The sequence below is a fragment of the Amycolatopsis sp. NPDC051372 genome (assembly GCF_040682095.1).
Lineage (GTDB): Bacteria > Actinomycetota > Actinomycetes > Mycobacteriales > Pseudonocardiaceae > Amycolatopsis.
The window spans coordinates 57,316-72,888 of record NZ_JBFBAF010000037.1 but is presented as its reverse complement, the minus strand read 5'-3'; the positions used below and the strand labels follow the sequence as shown (position 1 = coordinate 72,888).

The window sequence follows — 15,573 nt, the reverse complement described above, 5'->3', positions numbered from 1 at the left end:
CCCGGGTGGGGTGGAGCGCGGATTCTCGTGTGCGCGGGTCCAGCCGAAGCAGCCACGGCGCGGGCGTTGTCCGAGGCCTGTTCGATCGTGCACCACCGGGTGACTCTTCGGCCCCGGGCCGCACGTGCCGGGCCGGGTCGTCACCCCCCTGCCGGCTCACCCAAGACAAGCCGCCGGCCCCGGTCGTCAGGGCCGACGAGCCGGGGCTGGGAACCGCGTCAGATCAGGAGCGGCGTCGGAGGATCGACTTCGGGAACAGCCGTCCCCGCCAGGACAGGGGGGCCGTCGTACGCAGGCTGTGGCGGAGGCGGTCGAAGGCCGGGGCCAGTTCCGGGTCCGCCGTGGTCGCGCCGCTGTACCAAGTGCGCTCGACGGCGCCGATCACCGTGCGCAGGCTGTCGCGGCCGGAGTCGTCGAGGTGGTGGCGTTCGGCGATCTTCTGGCCGGCCACGCGGACGGTGTCGCTGCCGGCCAGCGGCAGGCCGCGGTCGGCGCACTCGGCCTTGAGTTCGCGCCACGCCGCGTCGGCGGAGCCGGGGGCGTGGGTGACGATCGCCTGGAGGTGGCGGCGGCGGGAGAAGTCGCGCAGGGCCGCTGGGCCGCCGAAGCCGACCAGGAGCAGCACGACGATCACGGCGAACCACCAAGCCACGAGGCCGGCCAGGAAACCCAGCGCGGCAACGAGGAGCACGCCGCCCGCCAGGGGCAGCCACAGGGCGACCTGGCTGGTGCGTGCGGCCGTGGGAGCCGGGGCATGGACCAGGACGTCGCCGTCCGGGACGGCGCCGGGCGGCAGGCCCGGAGTCGCGGTACCCGGAGCGGGAGGCCGCCGCCGCAGGACGTACGCCGTGACCACCGCCGCGGCACCCAGGACGGCGAGCACGGCGGCGAGGATCGCGAGCCAGCCGTCGTGCGATTCGGCCGTGGCCGTGGTGGTCGGGGTGGCCTCGTTCTGCCCCTTGTCGAGGGGCGACTGCGTGGCCGGGGCGTTGGAGCGCGGCGCGGTGGGCAGATCGTCGGTGGCGTCTGGCTGCTGGGAGTTCTTGTTGTTCTGCTGCAGGTACGCCGGGACGATGCCGCGGCCGTCGGCGAGCGGCGTCGGATCGAAGCTGACCCAGCCCTTGTCGCCGAAGTACGCCTCGACCCACGCGTGCGCGTCCTGTGAGCTGATCGACTGGTAGTCACCCTTCGGCACGCCCGGCGTGAAGCCGATGGCCACTCGCGCGGGGATGTGGGCGACGCGCAGCATCACGGCCATCGCCGACGCGTACTGCTCGCAGTAGCCGCGCTTGCCGTTGAGGATGAAGTCGGCCAGTGCGTCCGCGTCGGTGGCGTCCGCGGTCTTCGTGTCGTACACGAAACCGTTCTGCGCGCTGAAGAACTGCCACAGCGCGGTGGCCTTGTCGAAGTTGTCGGTCTTGCCCGCGATGAGCTGGTTGGTCTTCGCGACGACCCGTGGGTCCACTCGGCCGATCTGCGAGTAGAACGCCGGCACCTCGTCGGACTTCGGATCAGTGGCCCGCAGCTCGGCGGCCGTCGGTTCCTTCAGCGACGCGACCTCGGTGTAGGTCGGCGCGGACTCGCTCTTCGTGGTGAACACGGCGCCACTGACCCGGTCGTACAGCCACTGCGGCGAAAGCCCGCGCAGCGCGCGCGGTGCACCGTAGACGGGCAGCCAGTTGTCAACCCACTGCGTGGGCTGGATCTGGATCTGCCGCGACACGCCGGTGCCGTCGTCGCCGGGCGCCGCGGGCAGGGTGCTGTTGGCCAGCACACCCGTCTGCGCCTGACCGCCGCCGCGCAGGCCCCAGCCCTGGTTGGGCGTGTAGGTGTCGAGCGTGAACGCCCGGAGGTACCGCCGGTCGTTGCCGAGACCACGGACCTGGAACAGCTCGGTGTTTTGACCCTGGTCGAGCAGGCCGCGCAGCTGCGTGAACGGCGCGACGCCGAACCCGCCGCTGCCGTCACCGCCCGCGCCCGAGCCGGCGCCGAAGGGGATCTTCCCGACGGTGCCCACCCACGTGATCCCGCCGCCGAGCAGACCGAGCACGACGGCCGCGCTCACCACGGCCACGGGCGCCTGCAACGCTCGCGCGCGCCCGCCCGAACCCGGTGCCTCACGGTTGCGCCAGCGCCGGTGCCGGTGGTTGCCGTCGAGGGCGAGCAGGCACGCGAACGCGGCCGCGCCGAGCAGGAACGTCCACCACGGCAGCATTTCGTCGGACAGCGCCGCCGGCACCGCGTACACACACAGGAGGACCAGACCGGTCGCCGCCGGTGCCGCGGCGGCCACCGCGAGCGTGTCGACGAGCACCGCGACCAGCCCGATCGCGATCGTCACCAGGCACAGGATCGGCTGCGTGCCCTCGACCGGCGGCAGCCCGGTGCGGATCTGCTCGGCCGACGCCGCGAGCGTCGCCTGCAGCTCGCCGAAGGCCATGGGCCCCGGAATGATCTTGAGGACGCCCTGCGTGGTGAACGCGCCCGTGACCAGGAACAGCAGCACCAGAAGCTGGCCGAGACCGACCAGCACGGTCGGGGCGCGCAGCGAGCGCAACGCCAGGCCGGTCGACGCGATCAGGATGACCGCGACGAACAGGTAGCCGAACCACGCCCACCCGGAAACGACGCCGGTGAGCGACGTGGCCGCGCACAGCGTCGCGATGCCTGCGGCGACCGGCGGCAGGATCCCGCTGGACCAGACCGGCGGCTGGGCGGCCGGCTGCGGGGTCGGCGTGTGCGGGATCGGCGGGGGAGCCTGGGAAACGGGCGGACGGGGTGCCGTCGTGGTCATCGCGCACCGCCGATCAGGGCGCCGCGGTGGGCACCCGTGCGGCACAGCTCGGCCCACGCCTGCGGCATCTGCGTCTGCGGGCCGGCGATCACGACGCCCCAGCCGTTCGCGCGCAGCAGCTCGGCGGCGTCCTTCGTGGCCGCGGCCTGGTGGTCGGACGAGCCGGATCCGGCCCAGCTCGGCGTGTCCAGCACGACCGCGAGGCTGCGCACACCGCGTGGGCGGTAGCGGGCCAGCTCGTGCACCGACTCCGCGCTGACCGTGCCGAGCACCGCGATGAGCTCCTGTCCTTCGGCCGGGTCGTGGCCCAGTGTCACGTCGCGCTGATGCGCGGGCTGCAGCCCGGCCAGCGCGTCGAGCACCACGTTGTCGTAGCCTTCGCCGCCTTCACCCGGGGTGTCGGCGAGCGCGATGCCGTGTTCGGTGACCAGGCGGACGCGGTGGCCGGAGCGGCGCAGGTGCAGCGCCACCGAAGCCGCGAAAGACACCGCCCACTCGAGACTGGCCGTAGGCCCGGTGCCGTGGTGGGCGGCGGCGCGGTGGTCGACCAGCACGGTCGTGCCGCCCCGCCACGGCCGTTCCTCCACGCGCACCATGACCTCGTCACGGCGGGCGGTGGAGCGCCAGTGGACCTTCCGCATGTCGTCGCCGGTGCGGTAGTGGCGCACGATCACGTCGGGCTCACCCTGACCGGCGTGCAGGCGGACGGTGCCGTCGTCGCCCGCGCCGACCCCGGCGCCGCCGGGCAGCCCCCAAAGACCGACCACGCGGGGCACCACCACGAGCCGCGAGTGCCCGATCAGCTCGCGTTCGAACTCGCACAGCCCGAACGGGTCGGTGATCGTCGCGCGCAACGGGCCCACCTGCTGGATCCCGCGCAGCAGCGGCTGCAGCGGGTAGCGCAGCAGCACCCGGCGATCGTGTGGCAGCCGCTCGACCACGAACCGCGGCTTCGAGCCCAGCGCGTACGGCACGCCGTCCTCGAGCAGGACCTCACCGCCCGGGAGCCGGCCGCTGCGCCACAGCTCGAGGTGCACCTCGCCGCTCGCGCCGACGGCCACACGTTCCGGCCGCAGCGCCCGCGTGGCGCCGAGCCTCAGCCGGGTCGCCGAGATGAACGCCGCGACCAGCAGCGGCAGCGCCACCACGAAGACGGCGACGCGCAGCAAGTCACGCTCGTTGAGCACCAGCGAGCACACGGCCGCGGCGATCCCCGCGGCCAGGAGGCAGCGGCCACGGGTGGTGAGGCCGGACAGTGCACGCAGCATGCGGTTCTCGGATTCGGGTAAGGGGATCGCCGGTCAGCGGGTGCCGGTGGAGCCCTGGGGGACGGGGACGCGGTGCAGCACAGCGCGGACCACGTCGGTCGCCGAGCGGCGGGCGGCGTGCGCCTCGGTGGTGAGCACGAGCCGGTGCGCCAGCACGGGCACGGCGACCGTGTGCAGGTCGTCCGGCACCACGTACTCGCGGCCCGACAGCGCCGCCTGCGCCCGCGCGGCGCGGACCAGGTGCAGCGTCGCGCGCGGCGAGGCGCCCAGCCGGATCTCCGGCACCTGCCGCGTCGCGGAGACCAGGTCCACGGCGTAGCGGCGGACCTCGGGCGCCATGTGCACCGCGCGCACGGTCTCGATGAGCCGCTGCACGGTCGCCCCGTCGGACACCGCCGACAGCTCGGCCAGCGGGTTGTGGCCCGCGTGCTCGTCGACCATGGCCAGCTCGGCCTGCTGGTCGGGGTAGCCGATCGACACCCGCGCGGTGAAGCGGTCGCGCTGGGCCTCGGGCAGGGCGTAGGTGCCCTCCATCTCGATCGGGTTCTGTGTGGCGATCACCATGAACGGCGCGCCGAGTAGGTACGTGCTCGTGTCGACCGTGACCTGGTGTTCTTCCATGCACTCGAGCAGCGCCGACTGCGTCTTCGGCGAGGCGCGGTTGATCTCGTCGCCCACCACGATGTTCGCGAACACCGGGCCGGGCCGGAACTCGAACTCGCCGGTCTGGCGGTTGTAGATCGACACGCCCGTGACGTCGCTCGGCAGCAGGTCGGGGGTGAACTGCACGCGGCTCACGGTGCAGTCGATGGACCGCGCGAGCGCCTTGGCCAGCGAGGTTTTGCCGACGCCCGGCACGTCCTCCACGAGCAGGTGACCCTCGGCGAGGAGGGTCACCAGCGCGATCCGGATGACGTCGGGCTTGCCGACCAGCACGCGTTCGACGTTGGCGGCGATCCGGCGGGCCGTGTCGTGCAGCTCGTCGAGGGACACTCTCGGGGCGTACCCGTTGCCTCGCCCGTTCGGGGCATCCGCCGAGGGGTAGGGCGGCTGCCCGGCCCCGCCGCCCTGCGGTCCGGCAGGGGTGGCGGACTGGATTCTCGACGTCACTCGTCCTCCTGGTGGCGCATGGCTGTGCGGCTTCCACCGGCTCCGCCGGGTCGCTCGCTGTCCGCGCAGCGATCAGCCTTCCATGCAGTGTGTCAAACTCGGGCGAACTCGGCGCTGGAACCCCGCGAACGGCCGCCGATGACTCTCCGGTAATGACCTCCGTCCACCGTTCGGGTGTACGGAGGCCCGTTTTCGGGTGCTCCCGCTGACGGACTGCTCTCACGTATGCTCCGAAACCGAGGTCGCTCGACTACGGAGAGGCGTAACCGCTCATGAGCGAGGTGGGGGCCGCACCGCTGCCCGACGTGCCGGGCCTGACGAGTTCGGGATCCGGCTCCGGCCGGTTCGCGGTGGCGCCGGAGCTGGCGACAGCCACCTACACGAAGCTCGGCGAGCTGCAGGACGTGGTGGGCGAGATGGTCCGCGAAGCCAACGTCCTGGGTCGCTCGGTGCCGCTCGGCAGCGGGTACGCCGGCGAGGTCGGCGCCTTCATGGCGCAGTACGGCTTCGGCCGAGACGGGTCGGCGGTCGCGCAGCTGACCGCGTTCGGCAAGCAGATCGAAGACCTCAAGGAACGCATCGCGAGCGCGTTGAAAAAGTACCAGCGCGAAGACGACGCGGCGGCCGCCGGCGTGGACTGCGCCGGTGGCTGAGCCCGTGCGCAAGCTCCTGCTGCTCGTGCCGGTCGTCCCGGCCCTCGTGGTGCTCGCCGCGTGCGGCCGCCCGGTGACCCCGAAGGCGGTCGCGGCCGACGGCGGCCCGGAGCCCGCGCCGTCGAGCGCGGCCCGCGAGACGCTGGCCGATCTGGACCCGTGCGCGCTGCTCTCGCCGAGCGACCGCTCGAGCGCGGGGCTCACCGAGCTGGGCAAGCCGAAGACGATCGGCCCGGCGCGCGCGTGCGACTGGACCGTGCCCTCGACGTTCGGCGTCACGGTCACGCTCGACGAGACCGCCGGGCTCGCCAACCTCGACGTCTCCCACGGCACCCGCACCAACAAGAAGGTCGGCGCGCACCAGGCACTGCAGGTGGCGGACAAGAAGGCCGCCGCCGGCACGTGCGCCGTGCTGCTCGGCGTCGGGGAGTCCGCGAGCGTGCAGGTGGACGTGAGCAACGCGAGCTTCTCCGACACCACGCTGGCGTGCTCCCGCGCGGCGACCGTCGCCGGGCTGGTCGAGCCGAAGCTGCCCTGAGCGTTTCCCGATCCCGTCAACCGGAAGGTGTGCCGTGTCCGCAGCCGTGCCCGAGCCGACGGCCCGTTACGAGTCCTTCAGCCACGAGGCGCTGGCGGCGCAGGTCGAGCACGGCAACGACCCCGTCGCCGCCGGCCAGGCCGGGGCGCGCTGGACCGAGCTGGCGCGCAAGTTCGAGGACTCGACCGCGTCGCTGGCCGCGCTGTCGGCGGGCAGCCACGAGACGTGGGAAGGCGAGGCGGGCGACGCGATGCGCGCGGTGCTCGCGCAGGCGGCCGGCTGGCTCGGGGAGTCCGCCGCCGTGTCCACTGTGGTCGGTGACTCGGTGGCGGGGCAGGCCGACGTCGCGGCACGGGCGCGGGCCGAGATGCCGCCACCCGTCGAGTTCGACCCGGCGGCGATGATCCGCTCGGCCGCCGCGAGCGGCAACGTCCTGGAGCTCGCCGGGTTGTCCTTCGCGATGGACGCGCGCCGCGCGGAAGCCGAAGCGGCGCGGCAGAAGGCGATCGACGTCGTGCGCACCCGCGATACGGCGTTGCACGGGCTGGTGCCGGGCATCGCGTTCCCGGACGCCCCGGCGCTGGGCTCGGGGCCGGCTTGATCCGGCTCTCCGCGTCGGCCTTCGACGTGGTGTGGCACGACCTCGGGCTCGGCCACGTGCCGGTGCCCTTGGCGGTGCCCGGCGTCGGCGCGACGGAGGCCGAACGCGCGGCCGTGCGCGCCGAGGTCTACCGCGGCCTGACCGACCGCGGCCTCTTCGACGGGCAGCTCGCGCCCGAGCTGCAGAACCGGCTGAGGCTGCTGGACAGCGGTTCGCGCTACGTCGCGTGCGAAGCCCTGGTGGACATGACGGCCGACACGCCGTTCCGCGCCGTGACCGCCATGCGCGGACGCAACGGGGTGCTGGCGGTGCAGCCGGAACGGACGATCGGGCTCAGCGAGATCCGTGAGGGGGAGCTCGTGTCGGCGCTCGTCGAGGTGCTGCCGGAGCTGTCCGCCGGGCCCGGGTTCGGTGTGAGCCTGCCGGCTTCGGGGTGGGATTCGACGTCGGTCGCGACCTCGGCTTCGACGGCGCGCCAGGCGGAGGAGGTCGCCGCGATCCAGGCGCGGCCGGTGTTCGCGGCGGGGCAGTTCGGCGTCTACACGCGGGACAGCGGCGGGCGGATCGAGCGCTGCGGCGGGCTGACCTGGTTCGACACCGACGTGGGCGCGTACTCCGCCGGCGTGTCGAGCGGGCGGGGTGGCCAGGACTGGGTCAACGTCGCCCCGGTCGACGGGCCGCGGCTGGTCGAGCGGGTGCTGGCGCTGTTCTGCTGAGCCGGCCGGCACCTCACGCGAGGTCGAGCAGGCCGGTCGCGCTCACGTCGAGCTCGTGGAGCACCAGGCGGCTGCGCAGCTCGCGCACGCCGTGCTCGCGTTTGAGGCGGTCGACGACCGTTTCGAACTCCGCGGGGTCCAGGCAGGCCAGGCGGAGCTGGTAGTCGTACTCGCCGGTCATGCGGGCGCCCGACACGACCTGCGGGACGCCGTGCAGGTCGCGTTCGAAGTGGGTGCGGTCGATGTCCTCGCGCAGGCGTATGTCGCTCACCATGGTCAGGCCGCGGCCCAGGGCGGCGGGGTCCAGATCGGCCCGGAAGCCGCGGATGACACCGGCGGCGCGGAGGCGGCGGACCCGGTCCGCGACGGTGTTGGCCGACAGGCGCACCTGGGCGCTGAGCTCGTTGTAGGTGCGGCGGGCGTCCTCTTCGAGGAGCCGGACGAGCGAGCGGTCGATGGCGTCCACCCGGTCGATTGTGCAGAACTCGGTGTGACCGGGCAAGGGCCGAGGAAAGCTCGGCGGTGACGCGGCGGGTCCCGTGATTTCCGAGCCACCTTCGGCGGACTTCCTGGAAACGTTCAGGGCATGGAAGTCCTGCTGCCGCCCGTTCTGCCCGTGTTCAGCGTCCTGCTCGTGACCGTCGTCCAGCGCCGCTACGGCCCGCGGCTCGGCGGGCGGCTCGCCGGCTTCCCGACGACCACCTTCCCGTTCCTCCTCGTCCTCCTCGCGCGCGACGGCACCGCCGCCGTGGCCGACGCGGCGCGCGGGATGATCGCCGGCCAGCTCGTGGTGGCGGCCTTCTGCCTCGGCTACGGCCGGGTCGCCCGCCGGGTGCGGCGCCCGGCCGTCGCGGTCACGATGGCGCTCGCCATCGCCGCCGGGGCGTTGTCGCTGGTGGCCGAAGTGCGCTCGCCGTGGCTCGCGGCGGCGGTGACCGGCGCGGTCGTCCTCGTCGGGCTGGTGACCTGGCCGCCGGCGCCCCGGGTCGACACCGTCGCGCCGGCCCCGCGCTGGGACGTGCCCGTGCGCGTCGGCGCCGCGGCGGCCGTCGTGACGGCGCTGGCCGTCCTGTCGAGCCTGCTGGGCCCGCACCTGGCCGGCGTGCTCGCCTGCACGCCGGTCGTGCTGGCGATCCTCACCCCGACCACCCACCACGGGTCCGGCTTCGCCGCCGCGGAGACCCTGGTGCGCTCCGCCTTGCGCTCGCTGCCTGGGACGCTGGTGTTCGCCGTGGTCACGGCGTGGTGCGTGGTGCCGCTCGGGCCGGTGGTGGCGTTCGCTCTGGCGGGGGCCGGGCTGCTGACGGCCGACCACCTCGTCGGCCGGTTGCCGGCCGCACGGCAGCCGGTCGGGGCAGGTCAACCCCGCTGACCCCACTTCGCGGCGTGATACTTCACGCCGTGGCGGTCGGAATGCCCGGCCGCACACTGGGGTTGTCGCCAGTAAGAGAAGCGTGGGAGGAGGCGGGCGTGACGAGCCTTGAAATGGCGGACACGGAGTCCGGAGCGGTCGAGCACCGCACGCGGGCGCGGCGCCGCCTACCCTGGCGGCCCGCGCTCCACTGGGCTGTCGTGGCCGCCGCCCTCGGGTACCTCGTGTGGCGCGTGCCGGAGCTGGCCACGGAGTTCTCGCAGCTCGACCACGTGCAGTGGGGCTGGGTCGCGGCCGCCGGGCTCGCCGGGCTCGCGGCGCTGGCCGTGTACGGCGAACTGCACCGCCAGCTGCTGCTGGTCGGGGGAGCGCACGTGCCGGCCTCGGCCGTGCAGGGCATCACCTTCGCGCAGAACGCCGTGTCCACCACGGTCCCCGTGGTCGGCGGGGCGGGCTCGCTCGCCTACGCGATCAACCAGCTGCGCCGCCGCGGCGTCGACAGCGCGCTGTCGGCCTGGGCGGTCCTGCTCGCCGGCGTGATCACCACCGTGCTGCTCATCGTCCTCGGCTGGTTCGGGCTCGCCTGGGCCGGCCGGGTGCCGCTGCGTCTGGCGGTGCCCGCGGCCATCGTGGTCGCGGTGGGTTCCGCCGGGGTGTGGGCGCTGCTGACGCACCCGGCCGTCCTGCAGCGCGGGCTCACCTCACTGCTGCGTGTGTTCGGCCGCACCCCGGGCACCTGCGCCACCTGCCGCAAGACCTGGCTCGAGAAAGCCGACGCCGCCGCGCTGCAACTCTCGGAACGCGTCGCGCGGCTGCGCCCGGGCGGCACCCGCTGGACCATTCTGCTGGTCCTCGCGCTCGCCAGCTGGGGCTTCGACTTCTTCGCCCTCATCGCCAGCGCCGAGGGCACCGGCACGCACATCCGCTGGGACGTCCTCGCCGTGGGCTTCCTGGTCGTCCAGGCCAGCATCGCCCTCCAGATCCTTCCCGGCGGCGCCGGCCTCGCCGAAGCCGGTCTGCTCGGCGTGCTGGTGGCCGCGGGCGTCCCCGCCGCACCGGCCGCCGCGACCGTGCTCATCTACCGCGCGATCAGCTGGGCGGGCCTGTCGCTCGTCGGCTGGGTCGTCTACGCCCTGCAACCGCACGCGACGCCGGCCCACGGCCACGAGCCGACCGCGGCCGCCGCCCTGCCCCAGGCCTGATCCGCCCTCACGTTCGAGCCCGGTGGCCACGGGCGCCCGGTGACTGCGAGGGTCCGGTGGCCTTGAGTGCCCGGCGGCTGCGGGGTGCACGGTGACTGGGAGAGTCCGGTGGTCATGAGTATTCGGTGGCCAAGAGCGCACGGTGGCCGCGAAGGTCCGGTGGCCACGGGTGATCGGTGACCGCGAGGGCCTGGCGACCACTGGCGTCCGGCGACCGCGAGTGCTTGGTGACCACGAGGTTCCTGGGCCACCGGCGATCGGTGACCGCGAGGCCCAGCGACCGCGAGGACCGGCGGCTGCCTGGGTAACTACGAGGTCAGTCGAATACGGCGACCACGGGCGTCCGGCGACTGCGAGGGTGCGCGGTGACTGCCGAGCGTCCGGCGACCGCGAGTGCTGGGCGACCGCGAGTGCTGGGCGACCCCGAGGGTCCGGTGGCCACGGGCGCGCTGCAACTGCCAGGGCCCGGCGACCGCGAGTGCCCTTTGACCAGGTGTTTCCCGGAGTCCCCACGTCGCTCCACCGCAAGCCCCGGCCCGGCCCCGCCGGTCTCCCCACCTCACCCCACCCGCGTCGCCACCGCGCCTCACTGCGATCCCCACCGCCCCCACCCGCGGCCCCACCCGCGGCCCCCACTGCGATCCCCACCGGGCCCCACCGGGGTCCCCACCGGGCCCCACCCAGGGGATCCCTGGTCTTCACGCTGCCGTTCCGCGGACGTCCGGCACCCGGTCGGGTTGCTCCGAGACCCCGGCGCGGGGGATCTTGACCACGGGCCCCCACCCACCCCCCACCAGGCCCCACGGCGCTGACCTGCGTAAACGCGTGACACGACGGAGTTAACGCGAGGCAGGTCGCGTTGACTGTGGTGAAAAGTGGGGTACGGTGGTGACCAGTGGGGCAGAAGGGAGCCCCGGGGCCGGAGTCGGGTGGTTCGCCAGCCGGAGCCGGTAGGGAGGTGGAGGCCGGTGTTCCTCGGCACCCACACCCCGAAGCTGGACGACAAAGGGCGGCTCGCGCTGCCCGCGAAGTTCCGCGACGAGCTGGCCGGCGGGCTGATGGTCACCAAGGGGCAGGACCACTGCCTCTTCGTCTTCCCCCGCGCCGAGTTCGAGCAGATGGCACGGAAGGTCGCCGACGCCCCGTTCACGAACGAGGCGGTTCGGGCCTACCAGCGCTACCTGTTCGCTGGAACAGACGAACAACGCCCGGACGGGCAGGGGCGCATCACCATCGCGTCCGAGCTCCGGCGCTACGCCGGGCTGAACAAGGAGTGCGTGGTGATCGGCGCGATCACCAGGCTGGAGATCTGGGACGCCCAGGCGTGGCAGGGCTACCTGGACGAACACGAGGACAGCTACGCGAAGGCTCGAGAGGAAGTTCTACCGGGCGTCTTCTAGGGGACACGGACACCGGAGCACCTGCGTCGTCGGGGGACGCGGGTCCGCCGAGGCCGTGGAACCGGAAAACGTCCCCGCGGATGCCGTGAGGCCTCTGTCCGCTCTTTGGCCCTGGCGCACCTTCCCCGGTGCCAGGTCGGACCGCGGGCGGGCAGGGACCTGACGGCATCCGCCGCATCTTCCCCGGGAATTCGGAGCACGAAAGGGGGAGGGGCATGGCGACCGAACACGAGCACGTTCCGGTGCTGCTGGACCGCATCGTCGAGCTGTTCACCCCCGCCTTCGCCGACCGCGACGCGGTGCTGGTCGACGCGACCGTCGGCCTCGGCGGCCACTCCGACGCGCTCCTCACGGCTTTCCCCCGCCTGCGGCTCGTCGCGCTGGACCGCGACCCCGCCGCGCTCGAGCGCTCGGCCGAGCGGCTCGCGCGGCACGGTGACCGCGTCGACCTCGTCCACACCGTCTACGACGGGCTCCCCGAAGCCATCGAGGGCTTGGGACTGTCCCGTGTGGACGGCATCCTCTTCGACCTCGGCGTGTCCTCGATGCAGCTGGACCGCGCCGAACGCGGCTTCGCGTACTCGAAGGACTCCCCGCTGGACATGCGAATGGACCCGACCACCGGGTTCACCGCCGCCGACGTGCTCAACACCTACACACCCGGCGAGCTGATCCGGATCCTGCGCGACTACGGCGAAGAGCGCTTCGCGCAACGGATCGTGCGGGCGGTCGTCGCCGAGCGGGAGAAGGAGCCGTTCACGCGCAGCGCGCGGCTCGTCGAGCTGCTTTACGACGCCGTGCCGGCCGCGAGCCGCCGAACCGGCGGGCACCCGGCCAAGCGCACGTTCCAGGCGTTGCGGATCGAGGTCAACGGCGAGCTGGAAGTGCTGCGGCGGGCGATGCCGGCCGCGCTCTCGGCGCTCGCGATGGACGGCCGCATCGTCGTGGAGTCCTACCAGTCGCTCGAAGACCGCCTGGTGAAGCAGGCGTTCGCGGAGCTCGCGAAGTCGCGGACCCCGGAGGGGCTCCCGGTCGAACTGCCCGGGCACGGCCCCGAGCTGAAACTCCTGACCCGAGGAGCCGAGAAGGCAGGCGAAGGCGAGATCGAGCACAACCCGAGGGCCGCCTCCGTGCGGCTGCGGGCAGCACAGAGGATCGGAGAGCCGCGATGACCGCACCCACGAAGTCCCGCCGCCGCTCCGGCGCGCCGGCGACGCGCCGGAGCGCGCAAGCGGGGACCACGGTCGAGCAGGAACCGCAGACCACGACCGGCCGCACCACCGCGCAGCCGGAAACCACGCCGCGCCGGTCCTCGCGCGGCCGCACCACGGCCGCGGAGCGGGCGTACGCGCGCCGCGCGCAGCGGGCCGACCTGCTGCAGCAGCGGGAGCCGAAGAAGCCCCAAGCCCAGGTCGAACGCACCGAGGCCGAGGTCAAGCCGAAGCGGCTGCTGCTGCGCTGGCCGCGTTCGCGCGCCTCGTTCGTGCTGGTCATGATGGGGCTGCTGGCCGTCGGCGTCGCCTCGACGCTGTGGCTGACCACGCAGGCCATCGCCGACTCCTACCGCCTCGAGCAGCTGCGCACGACCAACGCCGGCCTGGCCGAGGCCAAGGACCGGCTCGAGCGCGACGTCGCGAAGGCGCAGTCGCCCGCGTCGCTGGCGCCGGCCGCGAAGCAGCTGGGCATGGTGCCCGGCGGCGACCCGGCCCGCATCGTGGTGGGGCCGGACGGCAAGACCACCGTCGTCGGCGAGCCGACGAAGGCCCAGCCTGCCGCCGGCTCGACGAACGAGACGCCGCCGCAGCCCGGTAACACCGGTCAGCCCGCTTCGGGTCAGCAAGAGGGCGGCATCGAGGGCGACCTGCCGTCCGCGGGACAGTGATGGTGGCTTCGGGGGCGAGCCGGGCGCGTGCCGCGGGCAGCGCCCGGCGGACCTACGCCGCGGGCACGCGCCGCGCCGTGGCCAAGCGCGGCAACGGCGGGCAGCGCAGCCGCTTCTCGGCGGTGCGCATCCTGCTGGTGGCGCTCATGGTCGTCGCGGGCGTGAAGCTGGTGCAGGTGCAGTGGTTCGAGGCGCCCACGCTCTCGGCCGCGGCCGAGCGGCAGCGCAGCCTCACCATCGACATCCCCGCGCAGCGCGGGTCCATTGTGGACCGCAACGGCAACAAGCTCGCCTTCAGCGTGGAAACCCGCACGCTGTCGGTGAACCTGCGCGTGCTGCACAAGACGATGGACGACTACGCGAAGAAGAACCCCGCGAAGGGGGTGAACTTCGAAAGCGAGGTGACGCAGGCGGCCAAGTACATCGCCGCCAAGGTGCCGAACCTGACCACCGAGCAGGAACTGTTGACGAAGCTGCACAAGCCGCAGTCGTTCACCTACCTCGTGGACAACGTCGAGCCGTCCGTGGCCACCGACATCGTCAAGCAGTTCGCGTGGATCGGCGTGGAGAACCGCGCGATGCGCGAATACCCGGGCGACACGCTCGCGTCGAACATCGTCGGCCTCGCCAACTGGCGCATGGACGACCCCGACGTGTCCAAGCACAACCTCCACGGCGTGGTCGGGCTGGAGCAGTCGCGCGACAACGACCTGGCGGGCACGCCGGGCCGCGAGATCGTGAACACCCAGAACGGCAACGACAACCTGTATCTGCCGGGCTCCGAGCACGTGCTGCAGGCGGCGATCCCCGGTTCGGACCTCGAGCTCACCATCGACTCGGACCTGCAGTACGAGCTGCAGCGGCAGCTGAGCGACTACGTCGCGCAGTCGCACGCAAAGGGCGGCCAGGCCGTGATCATGGACTCGAAGACCGGCGAGATCTACGCGCTGGCCGACGACAAGACGTTCAACCCGAACGACCAGTCGACCTTCCAGGACGAACTGCTCAACGACCGCGCGGTGACCACACCGTACGAACCGGGATCGGTGAACAAGATCGTCACGGCCACCGCGGCCATCGACGAGGGCATCGCCACGCCGCAGTCGACGATCGCGGTGCCGGGCGAGATCAAGATCGCCGACCGCACGGTGCACGACGCCTGGGTGCACGGCACGCAGAACTTCACCACCACGGGCATCTTCGCCAAGTCCTCCAACGTGGGCACGCTGGAGCTGGCGCAGAAGATCGGCCCGGACCGCTACTCGGACTTGCTGAAGAAGTTCGGCATCGGCCAGCGCACCGGCCTCGGCCTGCCCGGTGAGAGCCCTGGTTACGTGCCGCCGCGCAGCCAGTGGTCGGCCAGTACGTTCGGCAACCTGCCGATCGGCCAGGGCCTGTCGATGACCGTGGTCCAGATGGCCGGGATGTACCAGACGATCGCCAACAACGGCCTGCGCGTGCCGCCGCGGATCGTGAAGGCGAAGAAGAACCCGGACGGCACGGTCGTGCCCGAGCCGGCGCCGAAGCCGGTGCAGGTGGTCAGCCCGCAGACCGCGACGACGGTGCGCGACATGCTGCGCGCGGTGGTGCAGAACGCCAAGAGCCCCAACGCGGGTACGGCGCCGTCGGCCGCGCTGGAGGGCTACCAGATCTCGGGCAAGACAGGCACCGGCCAGCAGGTCGACCCGCGCACGAAGGCCTACAGCCAGAGCCTGGCCAACATCACCTTCGCCGGGATCCTGCCCGCCGACCACCCGAGGTTCGTCGTCGGCATCCGCCTCGACGCCCCCGACACCACGCTGCCGGCCGGGCACTCGGCTGGCCCGCTGTTCCACTCCATCGCCTCGTACCTCACGCAGCGCTACCAGATCCCGCTGTCCGACGGTCCGTCGCCGGAGGTCCCGCTCATCATCCCGTGACGGTTCCGCGACGTTCCCGCGACACGACCGGAACGCCTTCGCAACACACGGCCCGGGGCCGCCTCGCACCGAGCGAGGCGGCCCCGGGCCGTGTGTTTCCGGCTGCGATAGTCCACAT

The 15,573-nt window shown here is 72.9% G+C and carries 14 protein-coding genes; 10 read left to right on the top strand and 4 right to left on the bottom strand.

Translation table 11 applies throughout. From position 1 onward, the window contains the following. Positions 1-223: 223 nt before the first annotated feature. The 3 genes from AB0M56_RS41145 to AB0M56_RS41135 are packed head-to-tail and all read right to left on the bottom strand — an operon-like array spanning position 224 to position 5,055. Positions 224-2,794, bottom strand: coding sequence for a transglutaminaseTgpA domain-containing protein (locus AB0M56_RS41145; RefSeq protein ID WP_364186399.1), 2,571 nt, complete (start codon positions 2,792-2,794; stop codon positions 224-226). Beyond that, the gene (locus AB0M56_RS41140) at positions 2,791-4,062 is read right to left on the bottom strand and encodes a DUF58 domain-containing protein (protein WP_364186398.1); all 1,272 of its coding nucleotides are present in this window, start codon (positions 4,060-4,062) and stop codon (positions 2,791-2,793) included. The genes AB0M56_RS41145 and AB0M56_RS41140 overlap by 4 nt, the downstream gene beginning before the upstream one ends. 33 nt (positions 4,063-4,095) lie before the next feature. Continuing rightward, entirely contained in the window at positions 4,096-5,055 is a 960-nt protein-coding gene (locus tag AB0M56_RS41135) for a MoxR family ATPase (protein ID WP_255638198.1), read from the bottom strand. Between the two features lie 389 nt (positions 5,056-5,444). Between AB0M56_RS41135 and AB0M56_RS41130 the strand changes: the two genes are divergently transcribed. From AB0M56_RS41130 to AB0M56_RS41115, 4 genes are read left to right on the top strand one after another with little or no spacing between them, the layout of a single operon-like run. Next, positions 5,445-5,825, top strand: coding sequence for a hypothetical protein (locus tag AB0M56_RS41130; RefSeq protein ID WP_364186397.1), 381 nt, complete (start codon positions 5,445-5,447; stop codon positions 5,823-5,825). After that, positions 5,818-6,363 (top strand): DUF3558 family protein, encoded by a 546-nt coding sequence (locus AB0M56_RS41125; RefSeq protein WP_364186396.1) that lies wholly within the window; start codon positions 5,818-5,820, stop codon positions 6,361-6,363. Before AB0M56_RS41130 ends, AB0M56_RS41125 begins: the two co-directional genes overlap by 8 nt. A gap of 34 nt (positions 6,364-6,397) precedes the next feature. Continuing rightward, complete coding sequence (locus tag AB0M56_RS41120) at positions 6,398-6,964, top strand: PPE domain-containing protein (RefSeq protein ID WP_364186395.1); 567 nt, start codon at positions 6,398-6,400, stop codon at positions 6,962-6,964. Next, a complete protein-coding gene (locus AB0M56_RS41115) occupies positions 6,961-7,680 on the top strand; it encodes an ESX secretion-associated protein EspG (RefSeq protein ID WP_364186394.1) in 720 nt (239 codons plus the stop codon). Before AB0M56_RS41120 ends, AB0M56_RS41115 begins: the two co-directional genes overlap by 4 nt. Before the next feature lie 13 nt (positions 7,681-7,693). On the opposite strand, the gene AB0M56_RS41110 is transcribed toward AB0M56_RS41115, so the two are convergent. Beyond that, positions 7,694-8,146 carry an Lrp/AsnC family transcriptional regulator gene (locus AB0M56_RS41110; RefSeq protein WP_364186393.1) on the bottom strand — a complete coding sequence of 151 codons (453 nt, stop codon included), beginning with the start codon at positions 8,144-8,146 and terminating at the stop codon, positions 7,694-7,696. Positions 8,147-8,266: 120 nt separating this feature from the next. Between AB0M56_RS41110 and AB0M56_RS41105 the strand changes: the two genes are divergently transcribed. The 6 genes from AB0M56_RS41105 to AB0M56_RS41080 all read left to right on the top strand — a co-directional run bounded on the left by AB0M56_RS41105 (position 8,267) and on the right by AB0M56_RS41080 (position 15,455). Continuing rightward, positions 8,267-9,052 (top strand): hypothetical protein, encoded by a 786-nt coding sequence (locus tag AB0M56_RS41105; protein WP_364186392.1) that lies wholly within the window; start codon positions 8,267-8,269, stop codon positions 9,050-9,052. 98 nt (positions 9,053-9,150) lie between these two features. Beyond that, a complete protein-coding gene (locus AB0M56_RS41100; protein WP_364186391.1) occupies positions 9,151-10,254 on the top strand; it encodes a lysylphosphatidylglycerol synthase transmembrane domain-containing protein in 1,104 nt (367 codons plus the stop codon). 968 nt (positions 10,255-11,222) lie between these two features. Continuing rightward, the gene (gene mraZ, locus AB0M56_RS41095) at positions 11,223-11,654 is read left to right on the top strand and encodes a division/cell wall cluster transcriptional repressor MraZ (RefSeq protein ID WP_220242238.1); all 432 of its coding nucleotides are present in this window, start codon (positions 11,223-11,225) and stop codon (positions 11,652-11,654) included. 215 nt (positions 11,655-11,869) lie between these two features. Further along, positions 11,870-12,826, top strand: coding sequence for a 16S rRNA (cytosine(1402)-N(4))-methyltransferase RsmH (rsmH, locus tag AB0M56_RS41090; RefSeq protein WP_364186390.1), 957 nt, complete (start codon positions 11,870-11,872; stop codon positions 12,824-12,826). After that, positions 12,823-13,536, top strand: coding sequence for a hypothetical protein (locus tag AB0M56_RS41085; protein ID WP_364186389.1), 714 nt, complete (start codon positions 12,823-12,825; stop codon positions 13,534-13,536). Before rsmH ends, AB0M56_RS41085 begins: the two co-directional genes overlap by 4 nt. Then, positions 13,536-15,455 carry a penicillin-binding protein 2 gene (locus AB0M56_RS41080; RefSeq protein ID WP_364186387.1) on the top strand — a complete coding sequence of 640 codons (1,920 nt, stop codon included), beginning with the start codon at positions 13,536-13,538 and terminating at the stop codon, positions 15,453-15,455. The genes AB0M56_RS41085 and AB0M56_RS41080 overlap by 1 nt, the downstream gene beginning before the upstream one ends. Positions 15,456-15,573 lie beyond the last annotated feature (118 nt).